Annotated in this window: 15 protein-coding genes; 4 read left to right on the top strand and 11 right to left on the bottom strand. The window is 64.1% G+C overall.

From position 1 onward, the window contains the following. Positions 1–41 precede the first annotated feature (41 nt). Positions 42–1844, bottom strand: coding sequence for a DUF1549 and DUF1553 domain-containing protein (locus HNQ39_RS22145; protein ID WP_184202089.1), 1803 nt, complete (start codon positions 1842–1844; stop codon positions 42–44). Between the two features lie 221 nt (positions 1845–2065). Between HNQ39_RS22145 and HNQ39_RS22140 the strand changes: the two genes are divergently transcribed. After that, on the top strand, positions 2066–3460 hold the full coding sequence (locus HNQ39_RS22140; RefSeq protein WP_184202086.1) for a DUF1501 domain-containing protein: 1395 nt from the start codon (positions 2066–2068) through the stop codon (positions 3458–3460). Positions 3461–3633: 173 nt separating this feature from the next. Here HNQ39_RS22140 and HNQ39_RS22135 read toward each other — a convergent pair whose 3' ends face one another. The 5 genes from HNQ39_RS22135 to HNQ39_RS22115 all read right to left on the bottom strand — a co-directional run bounded on the left by HNQ39_RS22135 (position 3634) and on the right by HNQ39_RS22115 (position 7702). Beyond that, positions 3634–4455, bottom strand: a complete 822-nt coding sequence (locus HNQ39_RS22135; RefSeq protein ID WP_184202083.1) for a phytanoyl-CoA dioxygenase family protein — start codon at positions 4453–4455, stop codon at positions 3634–3636. 4 nt (positions 4456–4459) lie between these two features. Further along, positions 4460–5272, bottom strand: coding sequence for a hypothetical protein (locus tag HNQ39_RS22130; RefSeq protein WP_184202080.1), 813 nt, complete (start codon positions 5270–5272; stop codon positions 4460–4462). Further along, on the bottom strand, positions 5269–5814 hold the full coding sequence (locus tag HNQ39_RS22125) for an RNA polymerase sigma factor (protein ID WP_184202077.1): 546 nt from the start codon (positions 5812–5814) through the stop codon (positions 5269–5271). Before HNQ39_RS22125 ends, HNQ39_RS22130 begins: the two co-directional genes overlap by 4 nt. A 63-nt stretch (positions 5815–5877) precedes the next feature. Further along, complete coding sequence (locus tag HNQ39_RS22120) at positions 5878–6690, bottom strand: hypothetical protein (protein ID WP_184202073.1); 813 nt, start codon at positions 6688–6690, stop codon at positions 5878–5880. A gap of 94 nt (positions 6691–6784) precedes the next feature. Beyond that, entirely contained in the window at positions 6785–7702 is a 918-nt protein-coding gene (locus HNQ39_RS22115) for a hypothetical protein (RefSeq protein WP_184202070.1), read from the bottom strand. Positions 7703–7769: 67 nt separating this feature from the next. Here HNQ39_RS22115 and HNQ39_RS22110 point away from each other — a divergent pair, with 67 nt between their 5' ends. Next, positions 7770–9773 (top strand): beta-galactosidase, encoded by a 2004-nt coding sequence (locus tag HNQ39_RS22110; protein WP_184202067.1) that lies wholly within the window; start codon positions 7770–7772, stop codon positions 9771–9773. On the opposite strand, the gene HNQ39_RS22105 is transcribed toward HNQ39_RS22110, so the two are convergent. The 4 genes from HNQ39_RS22105 to HNQ39_RS22090 all read right to left on the bottom strand — a co-directional run bounded on the left by HNQ39_RS22105 (position 9748) and on the right by HNQ39_RS22090 (position 15806). After that, a complete protein-coding gene (locus HNQ39_RS22105; protein ID WP_184202064.1) occupies positions 9748–11988 on the bottom strand; it encodes a hypothetical protein in 2241 nt (746 codons plus the stop codon). The genes HNQ39_RS22110 and HNQ39_RS22105 overlap by 26 nt on opposite strands. A 10-nt stretch (positions 11989–11998) precedes the next feature. Further along, positions 11999–12385 carry a hypothetical protein gene (locus HNQ39_RS22100; protein WP_184202062.1) on the bottom strand — a complete coding sequence of 129 codons (387 nt, stop codon included), beginning with the start codon at positions 12383–12385 and terminating at the stop codon, positions 11999–12001. Position 12386: 1 nt separating this feature from the next. Beyond that, positions 12387–12998 (bottom strand): hypothetical protein, encoded by a 612-nt coding sequence (locus HNQ39_RS22095; protein ID WP_184202059.1) that lies wholly within the window; start codon positions 12996–12998, stop codon positions 12387–12389. A 252-nt stretch (positions 12999–13250) separates the two neighbouring features. Next, on the bottom strand, positions 13251–15806 hold the full coding sequence (locus HNQ39_RS22090; RefSeq protein WP_184202056.1) for an ATP-binding protein: 2556 nt from the start codon (positions 15804–15806) through the stop codon (positions 13251–13253). Between the two features lie 49 nt (positions 15807–15855). On the opposite strand from HNQ39_RS22090, the gene HNQ39_RS22085 reads away from it, so the two are divergent. Beyond that, positions 15856–16356: an NUDIX hydrolase gene (locus tag HNQ39_RS22085; protein ID WP_184202052.1), complete on the top strand. Its 501-nt coding sequence runs from the start codon at positions 15856–15858 to the stop codon at positions 16354–16356. Positions 16357–16530: 174 nt separating this feature from the next. Further along, positions 16531–18870, top strand: coding sequence for a glycoside hydrolase family 2 protein (locus tag HNQ39_RS22080; RefSeq protein WP_425503586.1), 2340 nt, complete (start codon positions 16531–16533; stop codon positions 18868–18870). Here the strand turns inward: HNQ39_RS22080 and HNQ39_RS22075 are convergent. Further along, positions 18867–20126 (bottom strand): mandelate racemase/muconate lactonizing enzyme family protein, encoded by a 1260-nt coding sequence (locus HNQ39_RS22075; RefSeq protein WP_184202046.1) that lies wholly within the window; start codon positions 20124–20126, stop codon positions 18867–18869. The genes HNQ39_RS22080 and HNQ39_RS22075 overlap by 4 nt on opposite strands. Positions 20127–20159 lie beyond the last annotated feature (33 nt).

Here is a 20159-nt window from a genome sequence, read left to right as displayed (position 1 = left end):
CGCACACCGTGCCGGGGGCAATTATATCTCCAAACGTCTTCTCAGTCAAGGTAGACAAACTCATTGAGGTTAAGAAGTGCCCGGCAGAGCGCAGAAAGCCCGTGTTTCTTTAAGAGCTCCTCACAGAGACGGCGCTCGTCGGCGTGGGGAGAGCGCTGGAGCGCGAGCCGAAACGCGACCTGAACCTTGTCCGGCTCCGGGTGCTTCTCCACCCGCCTCGCAAACGCCAGTGCTGCCTCGGTGAGGAAGGGATTGTTGAGGAGGGTCAAGGCCTGCGGAGCGACCGTCGAGGTCGTGCGGCGGGAGCAGGAGAGGGCGTTGTCGGGGAGATCGAAGGTGGCGAGCAAGGGAACCGCGACCGTACGCTTCTGCACCAAGTAGAGGCTCCGGACCCCCTGACGCTCCGTCGGCGACGGATACCACCCTTTCGTTTTCTCTTTGTTGTCGTCGAGGAAGGCAGGATTGGCCTTGAGGACCTCATCGGGGAGGGGCGGCCAGATCGGCGGGCCGCCAAAGCGCTCGGTCAGCTGTCCGCTGGTGGCGAGAACGGCATCGCGGAGCTGCTCGGCGGAGAGCCGGCGCGGGGCATGGACGCTCTTGTAGGCGCGGCTGGCGACAATAAGACGCTGGAGCTTCTTGACCGACCAGCCGCTCTCGATAAAGTAGCTCGCGAGAAAGTCCAAGACGGCTTGGTTGGCAGGCCGCGCGCCCGCGTAGCCAAAGTCCCCTGGTGTCGCAACGAGGCCCTCGCCAAAGAGCTGCTTCCAGACGCGGTTGACCAGCACGCGCGCCGTCAGCGGGTTGTTCCGGCTTGCGATCCACCGTGCCAGCGTGAGCCGCCGCCCCGTGGACTTTGGGCGTGCTGGCCGCACCAGCGAGACGGGGTTGGGATCAAGCACACTGGGAAAGCCATACGAGACTTCTTCTTTAGGCTGGTTCAGGTCCCCACCGACAAGCACATGGGTCGCCGCGGGCGCTCTCTCCCCATCGGTGGCGAGGAGTGCCTTGAGCGGCTCTTGGTCGGGAGCCAGCGCCAGCGAGAGATCGTCGCGGAAGGTCACGCCCTCGAAGAACGCGCGGAAACGGTAGAAGTCGGTCTGGGCGAGAGGCTCGGTCTTGTGGTTGTGGCAGCGGGCACAGGCCAGAGTCAGCCCCAGAAAGGCCGTGCCCGTGGTCTCGACCAGGTCGTTCATGAGGGCGTTGCGCACCCGGTTCGCCTCGCCAAAGAGCCCCGCGCTATTGTCCCACGGCCCGAGCCGCAGGTAGCTGGTCGCGAGCAGGGCGTCTTGTTCCGCGGCGGTCTTGGGCCTGCCCGCCACCAGCTCATCGCCGGCGAGCTGCTCGGTGAGGAATCGATCATAGGGCTTGTCGGCGTTGAAGCTCCGCACGACATAGTCCCGGTAGCGCCAGGCAAGTGGCCGGAACTCGTCCCAGTCGAAGCCATTGGAGTCGGAATAGCGCACCACATCCAGCCAGAGCCGCGCTTGGTGCTCGCCGTAGCTGTGTTGCTCTAGAAGACCGCTGGCAAAGGTCTCTGCGGTGGTAAAGGTCGCCACCTCTCCCGCCGTGGGAGGGAGCCCGGTCAGGTCAAAGCGGAGCCGTCGCGCCAGGGTCCGCTTATCCGCAAGGGGAGCTCTCGTGGTCCCCAGGAGCGAGTCGATGGTGCTCCCTTGAGGGGCTTTCTTCAGCGGGCGCAGGCTCCACAGGTCCAGCCGCTTGCCGCCAAAAATCTCGACAATCGGGTTTCGTCGATCGCTCCACGCCGGGCCGACACGCTCTTGGGCCCCGGTGGATCGGGGGATGAGACTGAGAAGCGTGAGCAACAGCAACGGTGCGAGGCGCATGCGGGTATTATACCTTCGATCTTCCAGGTTCGAATGGGGGCAGGAGAGCGTCGCGTTCCCCCCGATCAGAACGGGGGGGCTGGAGAGCGCTTCGCGCTACAAAGCCCGTTCCGGGCATGGGGATTTGTATGGCCGAAGGCCTTCCTAGCGCGAAGCGCTCGTTGACGCCCCCCTCCCACGGGGGCGATCCACAGGGGGCGATCCACAGGTACAATACCTTCATGAGTCTCTTTGGTGAGCTAGCCCTCGCACTGCTGCAGGCGCAGGCACGACCGCCTGCGGTGACAATTGACCCGATTCGGCCGCTCGCGCCGCGCAAGCCCCACTTCAAGGCCCGCGCGAAGAACGTCATTGTCCTCTACCAAGTCGGAGGCCCCGGGCAGATGGACACGTTTGACTACAAGCCGACCCTCCAGCAGCTCCATAAAAAGCCCGTGCCCAAGAGCTTCCGCGATGCCCTCAAGGCGACCCGCCACGCCAATGTCTTTGAGGGGTGCAAGGACGAGCTCATGGCCTCGCCGTACAAGTTCACGCAGCAAGGCTCGAACGGGATGTGGGTGAGTGAGCTCTTCCCCGAGCTGGGCAAGCACGTGGACGACCTCTGCTTTGTCCATTCGCTCCAGTCCGAGTCCAACAACCACGCGCCGTCGAGCTATCTCTTTCACACGGGCGACCTCAACGCAGGCAAGGCGAGCCTAGGGAGCTGGATCACCTACGGCCTCGGCACGGAGAACCAGAGCCTGCCCGGCTATGTCGTGCTCTTCGATGCCGGTCCGCTGGGCGGCGCGGCCAACTACCAGAACGGCTTTCTCCCTCCCGCGTTTCAGTCCACCAAGCTCCGCGACCAGGGCTTGCCGGTGCTGGACCTCACCCCGCCCCAAGCGTTTGCCGCGAGCCAGGCCGACACATTTGCGTTTCTGAAGTCCATGAACCAGAGGCATCGGCAGGGACGAAAAGAGACACTTGAGCTGGATGCCCGGATCGCGAGCTATGAGCTGGCGTACCGGATGCAGAGCGCAGCGCTGGAGGTGGGGGATATCGAAAAAGAGCCCACGCACCTGCGCCGTGCCTATGGCTTTGAGCACAAGGACCCACGGACGGTCGCCTATGCCCGCAAGCTGCTCCTTGCCCGGCGCTTGGTGGAGCGTGGCGTGCGCTTTGTCGAGGTCTACGACATGCCGGATAAAGACGGCTGGGATGCCCACGGGGAGCTCTCCAAGAACCACACGCCCCGCGCCCGCTGGATCGACCAGCCCACGGCGGCGCTCCTGACCGATCTAAAACAACGCGGCCTCTGGGACGAGACCCTGGTTGTCTGGGCGAGCGAGTTTGGCCGCACACCGATGATGCAGGGCAACGACGGGCGCCAGCACAACGCGGCGGGCTTCACGATCTGGCTGGGCGGCGGGGCGGTCAAGCCCCAGCGCTACGGGGCCACCGATGAGCTCGGGCTGATGGCGACCGAGAAGCCGATGACCTTTAAGGACCTCCACGCGACGATCCTACATATCCTGGGCCTCGATCACGAGAAGCTCTACTTCGAGCGCGCCGGCCGCCCCGAGCGCCTTACGGGCGTCGCGGGAACGGCGAGCGTCGTTAAAGAGCTGCTGGCGTAATGAGAGCCTGGACAACGAGGTCCGGGCTTAAGAGGGCGATCCACCCGCAAGCGGGTACCCGGCCTTCGTAGCCAAACCAAATCCACTGGGCACGAAGGTGCCCGTAGCCCTTTTAAGCCCGAGGACTTGTTCCTCGGGCTACTACGTTCCTCGGGTTCTTGCGTTGTCCGGTCCTACCCGTACCACTCGCGCCACTTGGCGCGGAGGGGGACATCTGCATCGGTGGGGAGGTGCACCCCCGTGATGGTCTTGATGTCGCCCATGAGCTGGCGCTGGATGGGGTTGGCTTTCTCGTAGAGCTCGCGGTAGTCGTACTGCGGTGAGAAGTCCATCGGGAAGACCCAGCGGAAGCCGTAGCCGATAAAGAGGGTCTTGCGGGTGATGTCCGAGTAGTTGGGGCCGACCGCGTGGTAGGTGCGCTGCTCGAAGAGAAAGGCATCGCCGGGCTTGCCACAGATCTCGATGGCACCGTAGGGATGGGGTGCGCTGGGGTCTTTGGCTAGGGGGCCGGTCAGGCGGTTGCTCCCTGGCACGACCTGGGTGTTGCCCCGCCCCGGCTCGCTCTGATCCGAGAGGAAGAAGGCGATCTTGAGCAAGATGCGCGGGTGGGGCTCGGTCATCTCCCAGCTCGACTGGCCACCGTCGCGGTGCCAGCCCTCGCCCTTGAAGTGCTCGTCGGCGCCAGGGGTAGGCGGGCGGACGATCAGATGGCTGGTCATCAAGTGAATGTCCCAGCCGAGGATTCCGGCGACCAGCGGCAGGACCTGCGGGTGGTCGATCAGCTCCAGAAACGCGGGATCGTCGGGGAGGCAGCCGCGCTTTTGCCAGTGCTTGCGCTCCGAGAGCCCCTGGGCCGCGATACCCTCCGCCGAGAGCCGGTCCGCCGCCGCGACCAGCCGTGCCACGAGCTCCGGGTCGATCAAGTCCCGCAGGACCAGAAAGCCATCCCGATCAAACTGCGCCTTCTGCTCCGCCGTGAGAAGATTGGGTGTCATGCGGCTATTTTACCGGTTTTACCTCAAGCGTGACGAGAACCTCGCCGTTTTTATCCACAACGCGGTGGATACCAAAGCCAGCGAACTGTCCAATATCCTGGAGGAGCCCCTTGCCGCGAACCGGCCCCTCGGTGCTATCCCACTCGCGTGCGACCCAGCCCTTGCTCCAGAGCAATGTCGGTGGCAGATCACCACGGCTGGGGAAGTTGGGGTAGCTACTCATGAGGACCCTCCACTGCTGAGGACTATTGGGTAGGCGACTGACACGACGAGAGGTAGTCCCATCTGCATAGGTCGCCGTGACTTGTGCATGGCCAATGAGCTTCCAGGCAACTCCTAATGTGTTGTTGTGCTCTTCAATCAGAAGAAAGGGATCCTTGAGTACTTTCTCTCGTAAGAAGGCAGGAGACTCGAGGGAATACTTCATCTTTTTGCGCTTCTTCGAAAGAAGGGACTCACGAGGGGCAGCGACGGAGGCGTACCGTTGCCTCATCTTTGCGAGCTTTTGTTGCTCCCAGAGAAACCCGGCAAGGAGGCAGGAAACGAGGCTGACAACGAGCCCCACATGGAAAACTCTTGGGTTGAGGAGCTGTGGCAGTACTCCTTGCCGGCCTGATTCTAGGGGCCAGCTCGGTGGGGGAGGAACCGATTTGGGCGTGGCAGAGAGCCGAAGCTGATGATGTAGTGCCTGGGTGTTTTCCCACACGCGGGCGAGTTCGGGGTCTTGGGTGAGACGCTTGCGTAGCCGGGCGGCCCGCCACCACGAGAGCCCTCCTGTGGCGAGTAGGGTGAGCTGGGCGTGATCTTGTTCTCTCATTTTGGGTTCTCCGAGGTGGTGAGACGAAGGCGCAGGAGGCGTGTCGCTTCGTGGACGCGCCACTTGAGCGTCCCTTGTGGGGTGCCCAGTAGCGCGGAGGCTTCCTTGTAGGTGAGCTGCTGGAGGACAATAAGCTCCAGCGCTTCTTGAAGTGTTGGTGGCAGAGCCTGGACTGCGGCCTCAAGCGTGAGGGCGTTGGCGACCGCCTGGGCGAGGTCGTGCGAGTCTTGCTCGTCGCGCTCAACCAGTCCTCGGTATTCGGGCTGTCGGAGTCGGTCTGCACAGCGGCGGCGGGCAATTCCCAGGAGCCAAGCGAGCGGTTGTGCCGAGCCGCGGTACTGCTGCCTGCCCGCATACGCGGCCAAAAAGGTCTCCTGGAGCACATCTTCCGCATCCGCACGACTGGGCATCCGGCGTAGGAGATAGCCCAGAACACGGGGAGCAAGCTCCACGTAGAGGCGGTTGAAGCGTCTATGGCTACATCCGCCTTGTTCGCACTCTGGATTCTCTTGTGTATGCTGCTTGGTGTTTACATCCAACATCGTCGGTCTCTCCTAGTAGTCGGAAGATACGGCGATTTGGTTGGTAAGAGAGCCTTTAATTTTTTACAGCTCGAAGTGTCCGGCGAGGACCTGCTGGGCTTGCGGCGGAAAAAAGCTCGCAATCGGCTCTTGCTCCGAGGCGCGGAGCCGGCTACGCACTTTCTGCTCATTGAGCCAGCGTAGGAGCAGGCGGATCGTGCTGATGGGCCAGAGGAGCATCCAGGTCATGCGGTAGGCCCCGAGCAGTGTGAGCTGGAAGATGCCCGCTTTATCGTTGCGCCGGTACTGCCCAAGCTCAACTTGCTCGTCGAAGCCCTTTGTCCAGACCTCGGCGAGGTACGCCGCCGCGGTTCCGGGGGGATAGAGCACGCGCTCGCCCTGAGCATCGCTCTCCCGGAGGACCATGCGGTGGGCCTGGTAGAGCTCGTGGGGGCTCTTCACCGACGGCAGGTAGGTGTTGGTATCGGTGGCGGGAAGGACGAAGCTCCCGAGCTGCTTGGAGTTGTGGGTATTGAAGCAGCGCCCATCGGCGAGGCGCGTGTTGAACTCCAGATAGAGGGTCTTGATAGTCGAGCCCCCGGACTTGCTGAAGAGCACATTGACCATCGCCTTGTCCCCCGTGTGGCGGTTGACCATCATCACCGTGGTCGCGGTGGCACCGGGGAGCGGCGCGGCGATCTGGAGGTAGCTGGACTCGAGAAAGCCGAGGGCGCGGAGCTCTTGAAGGTGGTGGTCTAAAAAGCCTTGCCACTCACGGGGGAGGGTCTCGGGGGGGATCGCCTTGATCTCGGGGTGGATCTTGGCCTTCTGAGTCAAGAGGATCACCAGCGGCAGGACGACATAGAGGAAGATAAGAAGGACAACGAAGGACGGCATGGGCCACCTGCTCTTTCTGCTCGGACAAACTTGGTTTCTGAGAGGTACGCAAGAGTTCGACAGAGGAGCAGGCAACTCCTTCGTGTGGATGATGCTAGATGGCGCGTGAATGTCGGCGGCGGCCGACCACTACCAAGGTGCCTCCTACCACAAGCAGGCAGAGTGAGGTGGGCTCGGGCGCGGACGAGCCCGCGGCGGCGGTGCGGCCGTCTTGGTTGAACATGACCTCGCCGCTGGAGACCTCCTGCATAGTCCAGTTTGTCAGACGCGTGTTGCTGCCATCGTAGAGGTCGATGCTGTCCAGGACATAGGTATTGGAGAAGTCGGCGAGGGCGCTGAGGGAGGAGCCGACGTGGCCCGTGGTCTCGGGCTGGTTGATCTGGATGTAGGCACTGGACCAGTAGAAGAGGTCGATGGGCTGGTTGAGGGTCATGGGGAGGGTGTAGGTGAAGTTCCCGGGGCCGTACTCCTCCATGCGCGGGCCAGTGGGGATACTAAAAAAGCCATTGAAGTCGGTCGTGCCGTAGCTGCCCGCGGCAAAGTCGATCCGGCTCCCCGCAACCCCGAGGGGCGTGTTGCTGTTGCCCGTGACATGCCAGTGGAAGACCGCGCGCTCGGCGAGGGCACCGGGGGTGAAGAACTCGACGGTCGTGTGGGAGCCGCGGCCCGCGATGGCGTAGTAGCCCTCGTTCTGGACATTGGTCACCCCAAGCTGGGCGTAGTTCTTGGCGGCAAAGAAGCCCGCATAGTCCGAGTGGGTGTACGACGAGACCGTGGCCCCGTTGTAGTTTCCAAAGATCGACTTTGCCGTATTGACGGGGATGGCGGTGTCCTGAAAGTCGATGTCGGTGCCCGGCGCTGTAAAGTTGTTTATCCCATCGTCGGTGCTGTCCGTGAAGAGCCCGGAGAAGCTTCGGAAGAACGGAACAAACGGGTCCTGGGCACGGGCGACTGTCGCCGCGGTCAGGAGGAGGCTCGTGGAGAGGAGCCGAAGGAAGGTTGGTTTTTGCATGCCCCCAGCCTAACCCGCTACCGTGTGGCAAACGTGTCAGGCGAGTCCACACGATAGAATAGACCCGATGAATACACACTTTTCCCGCTTTCTCTATGGTGGCGACTACAACCCCGAGCAGTGGCCGCGTGCGGTCTGGGCCGACGATGTGGCGCTGATGGGGGAGGCCAATGTCAATATCGCGACCCTCCCGGTCTTTGGCTGGGTGAGCCTCCAGCCCGACGAAGACACGTTTACGTTTGACTGGCTCGATGAGATTCTCGATAAGCTCGCCGAGGGGGGCGTGAAGATCTGCCTCGCCACCGCCACGGCATCGGTGCCGGCGTGGGTGACCCAGAAGTACCCGGATGTGCTCACCGCCGACGACATGGGGGTGCGCCGCCGCCACGGCAACCGCCACACGTTCTGTCCTAACTCGGCAAACTTCCGCCGGCTCTCGACCGGTCTTGCCCGCAAGCTCGCCGAGCGCTACAAAGACCACCCTGCGGTGCTCCTCTGGCATGTCAGCAATGAGTACGGCACCTACTGCTGGTGCGAGACTTGCGCGCAAAAGTTCCGGGAGTGGCTCCAAGCCAAGTACGGTTCCCTCACCGAGCTGAACGTGCGCTGGTACACGACTTTCTGGGGGCATACCTTCACCGACTGGGCGCAGATCGAGCCCCCGTACCGCAACGGCGAGGGCGCGATCCAGGCACTGAAGCTGGACTGGCAGCGCTTCCAGAGCGAGAGCCTTCTCAGCTGCTACCGTGCGGAGGCCGCGGTTCTGCGTGAGGTCACGCCGAATATCCCGATCACGACCAACCTGATGGGGACGTTCTACCCACTCAACTACCACGAGTGGGCCAAGGAAATGGACGTTGTCAGCTGGGATAGCTACCCGCCGCAGGGGAGCCCGCCCGCCCATGTCGCCTTCACGCACTCGCTGATGCGGGGGCTCAAGGACGGCAAGCCGTTTCTCCTGATGGAGCAGAGCCCGTCGCAGCAGAACTGGCAGTACTACAACACGGTCAAGCTGCCCGGCGAGCTCCGGCTCCAGTCGTTCCAGGCCGTGGCACACGGCGCGGACTCGGTGATGTATTTTCAGTGGCGGCGCGGGCAAGGCGGGATCGAGAAGCTGCATGGCGCGATCATGGAGCACCGCAACCGCACCGACACGCGGGTCTTTCAGGAAGTGAAGGCACTTGGTGGCGAGCTCAAGACACTCGGGGAGGCGCCGCTGGGCAAGCGGGTTGCGGCGCGCGTGGCGCTGCTCTTCTCGTGGGAAAACTGGTGGGGTCTCTCGTTCTCGTCGGGGCCGACCCGCGACCTGAACTATGTCGAGCTCTGCCGCAGCTACTTTGTCGCGCTCTGGAGCCTGGGAATCCAGGTCGAGGTGCTTCGTCCCGATGCCGACCTCTCGGCCTACGACGTGATCATCGCCCCGACTCTCTCGATGCTGACGCTCCCACAGGCCGAGGCGCTCAAAGCACGGGTGGCGGCCGGAGCCACGCTGCTCGCGTCGGTGTTTACCGGCCTCACCGACGAGTTCGACACGGTGCACGCGGGCGGCGCTCCGGGCCCTCTGCGCGACGTGCTCGGGCTCTGGGTGGAGGAGACCGATGCGGTGATGGCGAGTGAGAAGAACGGAGTGCGCTTCGACGATGGCGAGACCTTTGAGGCGACGCTGCTCTGTGACCGTGTGCGGCTAGAGGCGGCGGAGACCGTGGCGACCTACACGGCGGACTTCTACGCCGGGGAGCCTGCGGTGACCCGAAATGCGTTTGGGGAGGGAGTCGCCTACTATGTCGCCACCCAGCCCGAGGCGCGTGGACTGCGCCGCCTGGTCTGGTCGCTCTGTCGGGAGAAGGGGATTGGCTCGCCGCTGGCCGATGGGGTCGCGCCGCCCGCCGGGGTCGAGGTGACCCAGCGGGGCGAGTTTGTCTACCTGCTCAACCACGCGGAGCCCGCGACGGTCGCACTGGCACCGGGCGCGTGGACCGACCTGCTGACCGGGGAGACCCTCACCGGGGACGCCACGCTGGAGACGCGCGGCGTCCGGGTGCTGGTTAGTAGTCCGTCACCCAGCCTTTGAAGGTCGCCGGGCCTGTGGTCGGAACACCGCGCAGGCCCTTGAGGTTCACGCTCAGCGTGTAGCCAAAGTAGCCAGGGCCGACCTCGGTGACGGTCAAGGTCCCGGGGGCAGACGGGGCAAAGTAGAGAGAGTCGCTGCCTGCGGGGAGCTCGTAGGTGAGGTCGTAGTCGCTGGTGACCGTGGCGGTGCTCCCTACCACGAGGGTCTTCGTGGCGAACTGAAGCGTCAGCTTGAGGGCGACCTTACCCCCGTAGGCAGTCGAGACCGCCTGGTAGAGTGCCCCGAGCGCCAGGCCCGTGGTGCTGCCGAGGCGCTGGGTACTGTACTTGGGCAAGATGCGGGTCTTGCCATCGAAGACAACCCGAACCGAGCCAAAGGGGACGTCATCATTGACGGTGACAGTCGAGAGGGCTTGCCCGCGCGACGTGCGGTTTCCCCCCGAACTAAGCTCAACTGCCTCGACCGTCACGGTGAGAGTCCCCTTGGTTGAGGGGGTTGTGGCAAGTGAAATATCGGAGCCTGATGTCTCAAAACTCAAGCCTGACTTGCCCTCTTTCACATCTGTCAGAGTCGCGAGATCGCTTCCTACAAGTGACCACTTGTAGACAATATTTGCTCCCAAGGCATTCGGAAGCCGTGCACTGAGCGCGAGGCTGTCGCCTGGCGCAATCGTCGCCAACGCTGGGCTCAGGGTAACATCGCTAGTGACAAGTGTCGCGCTCCAGCGCTCCACTGGTTCCGAGCTTGCCAGGTCCACGATCACCGCTCCCAGATCACCCGCTCCTAGAACCAGCCCTGCCACGTTTAGCACCGTCATCAGCGACTTGGCGAGCAGGGCCGTGCTGTTCTTGACCGTATCCGCAAAGAGATAGCTCTTGAGATTGGGACTGAGCGTGATCGAGAGAGAGACCATGTACTCCACAAAGGCAGGATTGGTTGCGAGCAGCCGCAATACCTCGGTAAGTGCTCCGGAGAGATCGCCTGCATCTGCGGCAATGAAGAGCCGCGTCTCGATAGTGGCGTAGTCTTTACGAAACTTCTGGACCGCCTCTCGAATGGCTCCTTTCTGTGCCACAAAATCCCGTAGGCCCCAGAGCTCTAGGAGCAGGCCCAGAAGAACATCGGCAACCCACGATGAGAGGTTCAGATCGGCGCGGATCTCACGCCACACTCCGACCTCACTGGCATAGCGCGGCTCGCTGTAGACAGGGGGATCGCCCACCAGCGACGAGGACCCGAGAACTACGACCTCGAAGAACGTCTTGGCATCACCGTCGTTCATGGAGAGTGTGATGGGGTCGGTTGCGACGGGGGTAAAGGCGGTTTTACGGCTGAAGAAGCCTGTTGCGGTATCTTTGAAGCCGAGGGCGGGCGTGCTGGGAAGCCAGACGGAAGAGACAAGGCGTGCCTTTGACGGGTTGGTGCGTTGCCCGCTTTTGTTCTCACGGTTGATCTCATAGGTCATTACCTGGCAGTAGCGCCGGGCTTGATTGGTGGCGATGAAGGTCTGGGGAGCCGTGGCTTGATCCACGCGGAGATTGCTTTGTGCGATGGCGGGCTCTAAGAGTAAGCTTGCCGTTGTGGTTGCCCGCGAGCGACTCGGTGCGGGAGTCGCGGTGGCCCTTCCCGTGGCGCTCAGCTCCGCGACAAGGGCATTGTGGGCGGTTTTAAGCGCCGCCCCGAGTGCTGCATCGCCCTCGGCTAGCGCGGTGGGAACCGCAGTGACCCGTGCAGCGACAACTTGGGCGAGCGTCGCGGTGGCGGCGTGCTTGCGGAGCCCACTGAGCAAGAGCGACTTGCTGACCTCTTCGGCCTGAAAGCCTCCCAGCGAGAGATAGAGAAGCGCGACTGCAGTAGAGGTGGCGTCGATCGTGGCGTCCCCATCGTCGACAAAGCCTAGGTAAAGAACTGCCGTATTGTTACGTACCCAGGCCAGTGTCGGGCTGGTTGCTGTTTGGGATGTCGGTATCTGGCAGCTTCCATTGCCGTCGATAGCGACCGCCCCCAGTGCCGTCTCCACCTTGAGAGCACTTAGTGTCACGGGGGTTCCGGTGGGGAAAACAACGCGCCCTGCGACGGAGCGTGTTGGGACTGAGTTGTCGCCGCCTGATCCGCCACCTTTGATGGGGCCAAAGCCGGGCTGCCAGCCCCCGCCACAGCCCGCAAGGGGCAGGGCAAGCGCCAGCTTGAGTAGGTTTCGTCGTTGTAGTATCATGACTTTCTTCCTAGTAGGCCACGACCACGTGGATCGGGTTGTTTTCGTAGTAGGGGGCGGGATCGAAGCCGCGGCCCCAGACAAGTAGGTAGCGAATGCCACTCTCCCTCCGGTAGAAACTCGCCCGGACCGTCCCTGTCAGCTCCTCCCGCACCGGGATCGCCGGGGGAAAGGGCTCATCGGCGGTGAGGATCGGGATGCTGGTCACGGCGGTCGCGTCGATATCGCTCTGGAGGACGTGGTAGCGCTGCTGGATGCCCCCGGCCTTGTTGCAGACCGTGATCGTGTAGTGCCGTGCCCCCGGAACCGTGGGAAACTCCCAGAAGTGGGCCTCGGTGGTCGTGCCGGACTTCGTGCTCGCCCGCTCCCGCGCTGGGGTGACTGTTAGGGGTTGCATCTCACAGGAGCTTGCGCACTTCGATCGCCTGGAGCCGCATGGTCTCCATTTTCTCCGCCAGCTCGACCGGGACCTCGGTAAAGGCCTTGCTCCCGAAGTTGGTCTTGCGGGACTGCCACATCGCCAGCATCGCGGGAGCATATTTTTTGAAGGCGGCGGCGCTGGTGGCACCGATAAACGAGGCGTAGGTCTGGCCCATGCCATTACCGACGGGGCCGGCGGCAAAGAGCCCAAATCCCTCGAACGGCGCGGCGCCTTCAATGCGATAGCGCAGCAGGACCGCCCGCATCCCTTGGCTGGGAACCGCTTTCTGCTCCAGGATCTTCAGGCGCATCGGCTTGCCGGTCTTGCGCCCCTGTTGCTCGACAAAGTCCGCGGTCGCGCGCACCGGGTCGGAGAGGTCGGGGGTGACCGTGAAGTAGCCCTCGGCACCAAACTGCACCGCCTGGGGGACAATGGTCGAGCCGTACTGCCCCAGTGCCACTTGGGTGCCGTCGGGGCCGGTGAGGAGAATCGAATCGCGCTTCTGGTCCACGAGCGTAAAGCCCGCCGCCACCCCGATACTGCCCGTTCCATCGCCGAAGGTCTGGGTCTTGAGTTTCTTTTGTTTCATGTGCACAGGGTAGCGGGGGACCGTGTGGCAAACGTGTAGAGGGGGGAGGGAGGGAGTTTGGTATCCCTCCCCCGGCTCTTTGGCATCCCTCCCCCGGCCCCTCCCTTCGCTTGAAACCCTCGTTCCGAGGGACGAAGGGAGGGGAGCCCGAGGGGTGGGATGAGTAAGTCACCCCCTCCCTTCCCCCCGACGAAGTCGGCGGGTACCCTCTGGGTGTGGGGAAGGGAGGGGGCCGGGGGGGAGGGATGCCCCCTACCCCAGCGCCAGCGCCAGTGCCTCGCTCAGGGAGAGCGTGCTACCCATCGCTTTCTGTGCGGCTGTGGCACTCGCTTGGTTGTAGATGCCATCACGGTAGGTGTGGTCGTCGGGGGTGAGCGCGTCGAAGCGGGCGAGCCAGAAGGTCTCGGCGAAGGCCATGAGCTGCACCGCACGGTCTGGGTGGCCCAGGTGGAGCAGGGGCTCGGGGAGGTTCCAGAAGGCAAACGCGAGGGTGCGGAGGTTGCCAATCGCCTGACAGACCCGGACGCAGGCCTGCCCCGACTCCAGCGCCTCGGGCCACTGCCCCAGCTCCGCTTGGAGCGAGCCGATATTGAGGAGCAGCTTGCTCTGGTGCACCCGGTCCCCGAGGGCGCGGGCGCGGGCCAGGCAGGTCTGGTAGAGCGCGAGCGAGCCGAGCGAGTCGCCCTGTGCCCCGAGGACATGGGCGCGGTTGGCCAGCGCGTAGCGGGCCCCCGACGCGTCCCCGACCGAGAGAAAGAGCCGCTCGGAGCGCTCGAAGCACCCGGCGGCCTCGGGGAGCTGCTTGCTACGCAGGAGCAGGATGCCTAGGCGGCGCAGGACCGTCGCTTGGGTCGGGAGGTCCTGCGCCACCTCCGAGAGTACCAGTGCCTCGCGGAGCAGAGGGAGAGCGGCGGCGGGGGCGGCGTAGTTGGAGACCGCGAGCTGGCCCTGGATCGCGAGCGCGACCCCACGGAGGGACGGTTCGGAGCCGGCTGCGGTAAGGGCATCTTGGGCCAGCGCGTGCGCCGCCTCGGTGTCGCCGCAGGTATCGGCAAAGGCGACCGTGTGGCTGAGGGTTAAGAGCCGCTCACGAGGGGTCGGGGCGGGGAGTGCGAGTACGGACTTTCCAAGCGCAAGGGCCAGGGGCGCTCCTAGCACGGCCAGGGTTCGGGTCGCTTGGGCCAGAAAGAGCGTGTAGGCACGGGCGGCATCCCCCGCGCCGCACGCCGACTCCAGCGCCGCCAGCACATTACCCGCGTCTTCGTCGGTGGCGTGCTGGGCGAAGTAGCGCCGGTGCCGCGCTTGGGTCGCGCTCGCTTCGTCTGCGGAGAGCTGCTCGGCGGCGAAGGTGCGGATCAGCTCCAGCAAGGTGAAGCGGCTCTCCTCGGCTTGGGAGTCGTCGCGGCGCACCAGCGATGCATCCGTGAGGGCGGCGAGGCGCTCGGCGGCATCGGCCACCCCGCAGACCGCCTCTGCCGCCGCCGCGGTCCAGCCCCCGCGAAAGACCGAGAGCTGGGCCAGAAAGCGCTGCTGGGGGAGCGGGAGCAAGCGCCAGCTCCACTCGATAGCGGCGTGGAGCGAGGCATGCCGGGTGTTTTTCTGGCTCCCGGGTGCGGGGCGTGCGAGCAGGCGCAGGCTCTGGTCGAGCTGGGCTTGCATCTCGGCGGGGCTCAGGCTACGGATGCGCGATGCCGCCAGCTCCAGCGCCAGCGGGACTCCCTCCAGCCGGGCACAGAGCCCCGTGAGGGCGTCCCGGTTGCGCTCGGAGAGGGCGAAGTCTGGGCGAGCGGCCTGGGCACGGTCGAGAAAGAGCGCCAGGCTCGGCTCGGGCGAGAGAGGACTGAGGGGAAAGACCTGCTCGCCGGGGACACCGAGCACCTGCCGCGACGTTGCCAGGCACGTGAGGCTGGGCACCGCCAGGAGGAGCTGCTCGATCACCTCCGCCGCCTCGCCGTCCACGAGCTGCTCCAGGTTGTCGAGCACGAGGAGCGCTGGGCGCTCGTAGAGAAAGGGGACCAGCTGCTCCAGCGCGGAGCGCTCCCCGCCGGCGAGCTGGAGGGCGGCGCGCACCCGGTCGAGGAGCTGGCCGCTCTCGACGCACTCCGCCAGCGGTACAAACGCGACCACGGCGTAGTGGGCCGCGACACTCTGGGCCAGCTCGGTCGCGAGGCGGGTCTTGCCGATCCCGCCGGGGCCGAGGAGTGTCACCAGCCGCCGGGTCGGGAGGAGCGCGCTGAGCTGGGCGTGCTCGTGCTCACGCCCATGGAAGCGGGTGAGGTAGCCCGGCAGGAGGCACTGCTGCGTCCCCAGCACGGGCGTCGGGCTAGCCTCTCCCACGCTGGGAGCGCTCTGGGGAAGGCTCTCAAAGAGCGCCTGAAGCCGCGTGCGCTCGTCGTCGAGCCAGTCGTCGTAGTGGCCCGGCAGGAGCTCGCCGCGGTAGAGGGTGCGCGCCTCGGCCCAGTGGCGCTGCCCGACCGCACGCTCGAACTCGCGCACATCGCAGCTCAGGGCCTCGGGGCGGACCCGGACACTCTGGCGGTCGGCGGTGAAGAAGCCCTCCCCTTCAAGGTCAGCGGGAATCAGGGTGCGCCGCAGCGACGAGAGCGCGTGGCGGAGCCGGGCGAGGCCGGTCTCACGGTCGCTCTCGGGCCAGAGGAGATCGGCGAGCTCCTCGCGGGAGTGCAGACGCTGCGGGGCGAGCGCGAGCCGTGCCAGGAGCGCGACAATCTTTCGGCTCTCCAAGCGCGTCACCACCCGCTCTCCACAGAGAACGCGCAAATCTCCCAGTAACTCTACCCGCCAGTGCATGGTTGTTCTGGATTGTATCGTCGGTTGTGGCACTGTGTATACTAAGAGCATGCCAACCTTTCCCACGCGTCCGCCCAACAGTGTCCAGGTCGTGCTCTGGGACGGCGACGGGCGGGTGCTCCTGCAAAAGCGCGAGGACTTTCGCCTCTGGAGCCTACCCGGTGGCGGGATCGAGTCGGGGGAGACCCCCGAAGACGCCGCCGTCCGCGAGGTGCGTGAGGAGACTGGCCTGGCCATCACGGTGGAGCGCTGTGTGGGGTTCTACTGGCGCCCGGACCTGCCGGGCGGCGGTGCCTTGATCCAGGTCTACCTCGGGCGGGTCGTGGGAAAAGTGGGGGAGTCAGGCTGGGAGTCGGTCGCAGTGGACTGGTTTCCCCTCGACAAGCTCCCACGCTCCGTTCCTGGCTGGACCCGCACGGTCCTCACCGATGCCGTGGTAGGGGGCGCGCCGGTGCGTCGCATCCAGCGCCTGCCGCTCTGGAAGGCCTGGCTGGTGCGCCTGCTCTATGCCCTGCGTAGTCTCCGAAACCGGCTCATGCGCCGAGGTTAGTTAACAGCCCGGACAACGATTTGTGCCCGGACAACGAGTGTCCGGGCTTGAGAGGGCTACGGCTGCCTTCGCAGCCAAACCAAATCTACTGCTCGCGGAGGCGAGCGTCGCCCTTTCAAGCCCGAGGACTCGTTCCTCGGGTGACTCGGGTCAACCTGTTCCTTGGGAAAACCGATGCAGGGGAGCCGCCGCCACGTGTCGAACCATGACCCCATGGATTTCCGCAAAGATGCTGTCGCACTAGACCTCTCCGGCGAGTGGCAAATGGCCTACACCAATAACCCCCAAGAGTTTCGCTTTTTTAAGGATTGGGCAGTTGCGGGTTTGCCGATTTACTCCGCTCAGGTGCCGGGGAACTTCGAGCTTGATCTTTATCGAAACGGGCTGATTCCAGAACCGTTTATTGGGATGAACATCGCGAAATTACCAAAGTGGGAAGAAACGTTCATTGGGTATCGTTCGATTTTTGTTGTCCCTCCGATTCTCCCGAACCAAGAACCACTGTTAGTTTTTGACGGCATTAGTGGAAATAGCTTCTCCGTTCAAATGAATGGGCAGGCTTTTGCCACTGGTAGCGCTACTTTATCTTCTTGGGCAAGTGGTTCCCCAATCCTAACAAAGCTTCTTCGGCTGGGGGAGGCGAACGAGATTGTGGTTGCTATTCGCCCTCAAGTTATGGAAACCGGTAATGCACCGCTTGACTTCGCTCAGCCCAATCGGTACGAGTCGCTTCGCGTGCGGCGGGCACCACATGAATATGGGTGGGACATCATGCCGCGGGCGGTCTCGGCGGGAATTTGGCGTCCGATCAAGCTCCTTTATCTGCCCAAGGAGCGCATCGAGAACGTGTATTTGGAGACCCTGAGCATTGGTTCCTCCCACGCTTCGGCGCGGCTGGTGCTGCACTTTGACTGCAAGCTCGATGCGTCGTGCTATGCCGAGCGCTACGAGATTGAGGTGGAGGGCCGGTGCGGCGACTCGGTGTTTACCAAGCGGGAGCGGCTGCTCTTTGGCGCGGGGCGGATGAATGTGCAGGTTGCCAACCCGATGCTCTGGTGGCCCAAGGGTAAGGGCGACGCCAGCCTCTACGACGTGACCGTGCGGGTCTTCAAGAACGGCGAAGAAATTGACCACGTGCACTTCACCCACGGGATTCGCACGGTCGAGCTGATTCGCACCAGTGTCACCGACGAGCAGGGCTCTGGGGAGTTCTTGTTTAAGGTCAATGGCGAGCGGGTCTTTATCCATGGCTCGAACTGGGTGCCAGTGGATGCGTTCCACTCGCGCGACCGAGAGCGCATCCCGGCGATTCTGGAGCTGGCCGTGGACCTGAACTGCAACATGCTGCGCTGCTGGGGCGGGAATGTCTACGAGGACGATCTCTTCTACGAAATCTGCGACCGTGAGGGCATTCTGATCTGGCAGGACTTCTCGATGGCCTGCGCGGTCTACCCGCAGGACGAGGCGTTCCAGCGCACCCTCGCCGATGAAGTGCGCTCTGTTGTCCGGCGGCTACGGCAGCACGCGTGTGTGGCGCTCTGGGCGGGGGACAACGAGTGCGACCAGGCCTGGAGCTGGGGCGGCAGGCGACAGGACCCGAACCGCAATGTGCTCACCCGCAAGGTGATCCCCGATGTGCTTCTCGAAGAGGACCCCGGTCGGCCTTATCTGCCCAGCTCGCCCTACATCGACCCGGAGGCGTTTGCCAAGGGGGAAAAGTACCTGCCCGAGGACCACCTCTGGGGGCCGCGGGATTACTTCAAGAGCCGCTACTACACGGAGTCACTTTGTCATTTTGCCAGTGAGATCGGCTACCACGGGTGCCCGTCGCGCAAGAGCCTGGAGAAGTTCCTCTCCCCCGAGAAGCTCTGGCCGTACCAGAACAACGACGAGTGGATCCTGCACTCAACCTCGCCGATCCCTGGCTACGATCTCTACGACTACCGTGTCGAGCTGATGGCCAAACAGATTCGGGAGCTCTTTGGCACGGTGCCGGACAACCTCGATGACTTTGCGTTCGCGAGCCAGGTGAGCCAGGCGGAGGCGAAGAAGTTCTTTGTGGAGCTCTTTCGCACCAGCATGTGGCGGCGCACGGGGATCCTCTGGTGGAACCTGATGGACGGCTGGCCGCAGCTGTCGGATGCGATCGTGGACTACTACTTTGAGAAGAAGCTCGCCTACGGCTACCTCAAGACCAGCCAGCAGCCGCTCCTGCTCGCCCTCCGCGAGCCGCGCGACTGGCACCAGGAGCTGGTCGCCTGCTCGGAGCTGCGGGAGAGCACGCCGCTCACCTTCACGGTCACGGATGCCGAGACGGGCGAGGTCCTGCTCCGCGGCGAAGGCATCGCCCAGCCCGACTCGGTCACCGTGCTGGGGCGGATTCCCTACTCCGCGTCGTGGAAACGGCTGTACAAGATCACCTGGGAGGGTGGCAGCAATCACTACCTCTGCGGCAATCCCCCATTTGACCTGGAGACGTATCGGAGCTGGGGCCAGAGCGCCGGGCTGTTTTAGCGTCGGTCGCGCACCGGGCCGAGCTCCGTTTGGGCGAAGAGGTCAGCGAAGTCTTTCGAGCCGTCGTCGAGGCGGGTTTCCATGGTGACACCGCGCTCTTGGACGGGGATATTGCCCGCCCAGCCGTCGTTCCAGGCCGCTTGGCGCAGGTTGTTGTAGTGCACGACCCGGCCGCCGGGCCAGACCACCGAGAGGATATGCCGCTCCTTGGGGATTTCGTAGGGCGGCTCCATCTTGTACTTGGTGAGCGTGGACGCATCGAACTCAATCCCGAGGCCGGGCGCCTCGGGGACCCGGACATAGCCGCCGGAGATTTCGAGCGGGTTGATTAGCAGATCGTCGGCGAAGTTATTGAGGCAGTTGACGGCGGGCCACTGCGCAAAGGGTAGCACGGCCCCGAGGTGCGCGGAGAGCGCGGTGGTCAGGCCGGTGCCGACCATCTGCAGGAAAAACGGCTTCTCAAAGGCGGCGGCGAGTGTCCCTTGCTTGAGGATGCTCGCCAGCCCCCCCGCGACCACAAAGCCATCGCAGATCTCCTCGCGGGCGGCGCTGGCAAAGGGAACAGCCCCGAAGTGATGCGCGAGCGGGCGGTTGGTCTTCTGCCGGAGCCAGCGGTTGCCTTCCAAATCCCGATGCGGGATGGGGGACTCGTAGAGGGCGACTCGCTCGTAGGTGTCTAAAGACTGCAAGACCGGCGCGGCGTTGCTGGCGTTGAGGAGAAACTCGTTCCAGTCCAGGTCGATCTTGAAGTACTCCGGCGACGCGGCGGAGAGCGCCTCGACCTGTGCCCAGACATCCCACCAGGGCCGCGCTTTTGTCTTATAGGCCACATAGCCTGCCGCGAGCGCGTCTTTGGCCTCTTCCGCGAGGGCCTCGGGGGGAAAGTCGATGGTCCACCAGGAGATGGGGCACCAGGCGCGCACGAGGGGCTGGTTGAGCAGCTTGTAGACTGGGACGCCCAGGGCTTTTCCCACCACATCGTAGAGCGCCATCTGCAGGCCCGCCCCGAGGGAGTCGTCGCCCAAGAAGTCCGCCGGGTTCTTGCCCTTCACCCGCGCCACGGCATCGTCGCTGACCCGCCCCCAGGTGTAGTGCGGAAGTGTCTCCCCCCAGCCCACAAAGCCCGCATCGGTCTCCACCCGGCAGACCTCCACGACTTTCCACTGCCAGACCTCGCGGGCGTTCCACTTCTCACAGCGGGGCGTAAACGGGACAGTGAGCGTGATGCGCTCGATATCGGTAATCCTCAGTGACATGGCATCGTTTTCGGGAACGGGCGGAGGAATTCC

The organism is Armatimonas rosea (assembly GCF_014202505.1).
Classification (GTDB): Bacteria; Armatimonadota; Armatimonadia; order Armatimonadales; family Armatimonadaceae; genus Armatimonas; species Armatimonas rosea.
The sequence above is the reverse complement of the archived record's forward strand: the minus strand, read 5'-3'. Positions and strand labels throughout refer to the sequence as shown.

What these genes read in the sequence shown, in the direction of transcription:
- HNQ39_RS22095 (WP_184202059.1), bottom strand. Translation starts at nt 12,998, where the DNA reads ATGAAACAAAAGAAACTCAAGACCCAGACCTTCGGCGATGGAACGGGC.
- HNQ39_RS22100 (WP_184202062.1), bottom strand. Translation starts at nt 12,385, where the DNA reads ATGCAACCCCTAACAGTCACCCCAGCGCGGGAGCGGGCGAGCACGAAG.
- HNQ39_RS22085 (WP_184202052.1), top strand. Translation starts at nt 15,856, where the DNA reads ATGCCAACCTTTCCCACGCGTCCGCCCAACAGTGTCCAGGTCGTGCTC.
- HNQ39_RS22080 (WP_425503586.1), top strand. Translation starts at nt 16,531, where the DNA reads ATGCAGGGGAGCCGCCGCCACGTGTCGAACCATGACCCCATGGATTTC.
- HNQ39_RS22125 (WP_184202077.1), bottom strand. Translation starts at nt 5,814, where the DNA reads ATGTTGGATGTAAACACCAAGCAGCATACACAAGAGAATCCAGAGTGC.
- HNQ39_RS22075 (WP_184202046.1), bottom strand. Translation starts at nt 20,126, where the DNA reads ATGTCACTGAGGATTACCGATATCGAGCGCATCACGCTCACTGTCCCG.
- HNQ39_RS22140 (WP_184202086.1), top strand. Translation starts at nt 2,066, where the DNA reads ATGAGTCTCTTTGGTGAGCTAGCCCTCGCACTGCTGCAGGCGCAGGCA.
- HNQ39_RS22135 (WP_184202083.1), bottom strand. Translation starts at nt 4,455, where the DNA reads ATGACACCCAATCTTCTCACGGCGGAGCAGAAGGCGCAGTTTGATCGG.
- HNQ39_RS22120 (WP_184202073.1), bottom strand. Translation starts at nt 6,690, where the DNA reads ATGCCGTCCTTCGTTGTCCTTCTTATCTTCCTCTATGTCGTCCTGCCG.
- HNQ39_RS22145 (WP_184202089.1), bottom strand. Translation starts at nt 1,844, where the DNA reads ATGCGCCTCGCACCGTTGCTGTTGCTCACGCTTCTCAGTCTCATCCCC.
- HNQ39_RS22110 (WP_184202067.1), top strand. Translation starts at nt 7,770, where the DNA reads ATGAATACACACTTTTCCCGCTTTCTCTATGGTGGCGACTACAACCCC.
- HNQ39_RS22105 (WP_184202064.1), bottom strand. Translation starts at nt 11,988, where the DNA reads ATGATACTACAACGACGAAACCTACTCAAGCTGGCGCTTGCCCTGCCC.
- HNQ39_RS22130 (WP_184202080.1), bottom strand. Translation starts at nt 5,272, where the DNA reads ATGAGAGAACAAGATCACGCCCAGCTCACCCTACTCGCCACAGGAGGG.
- HNQ39_RS22090 (WP_184202056.1), bottom strand. Translation starts at nt 15,806, where the DNA reads ATGCACTGGCGGGTAGAGTTACTGGGAGATTTGCGCGTTCTCTGTGGA.
- HNQ39_RS22115 (WP_184202070.1), bottom strand. Translation starts at nt 7,702, where the DNA reads ATGCAAAAACCAACCTTCCTTCGGCTCCTCTCCACGAGCCTCCTCCTG.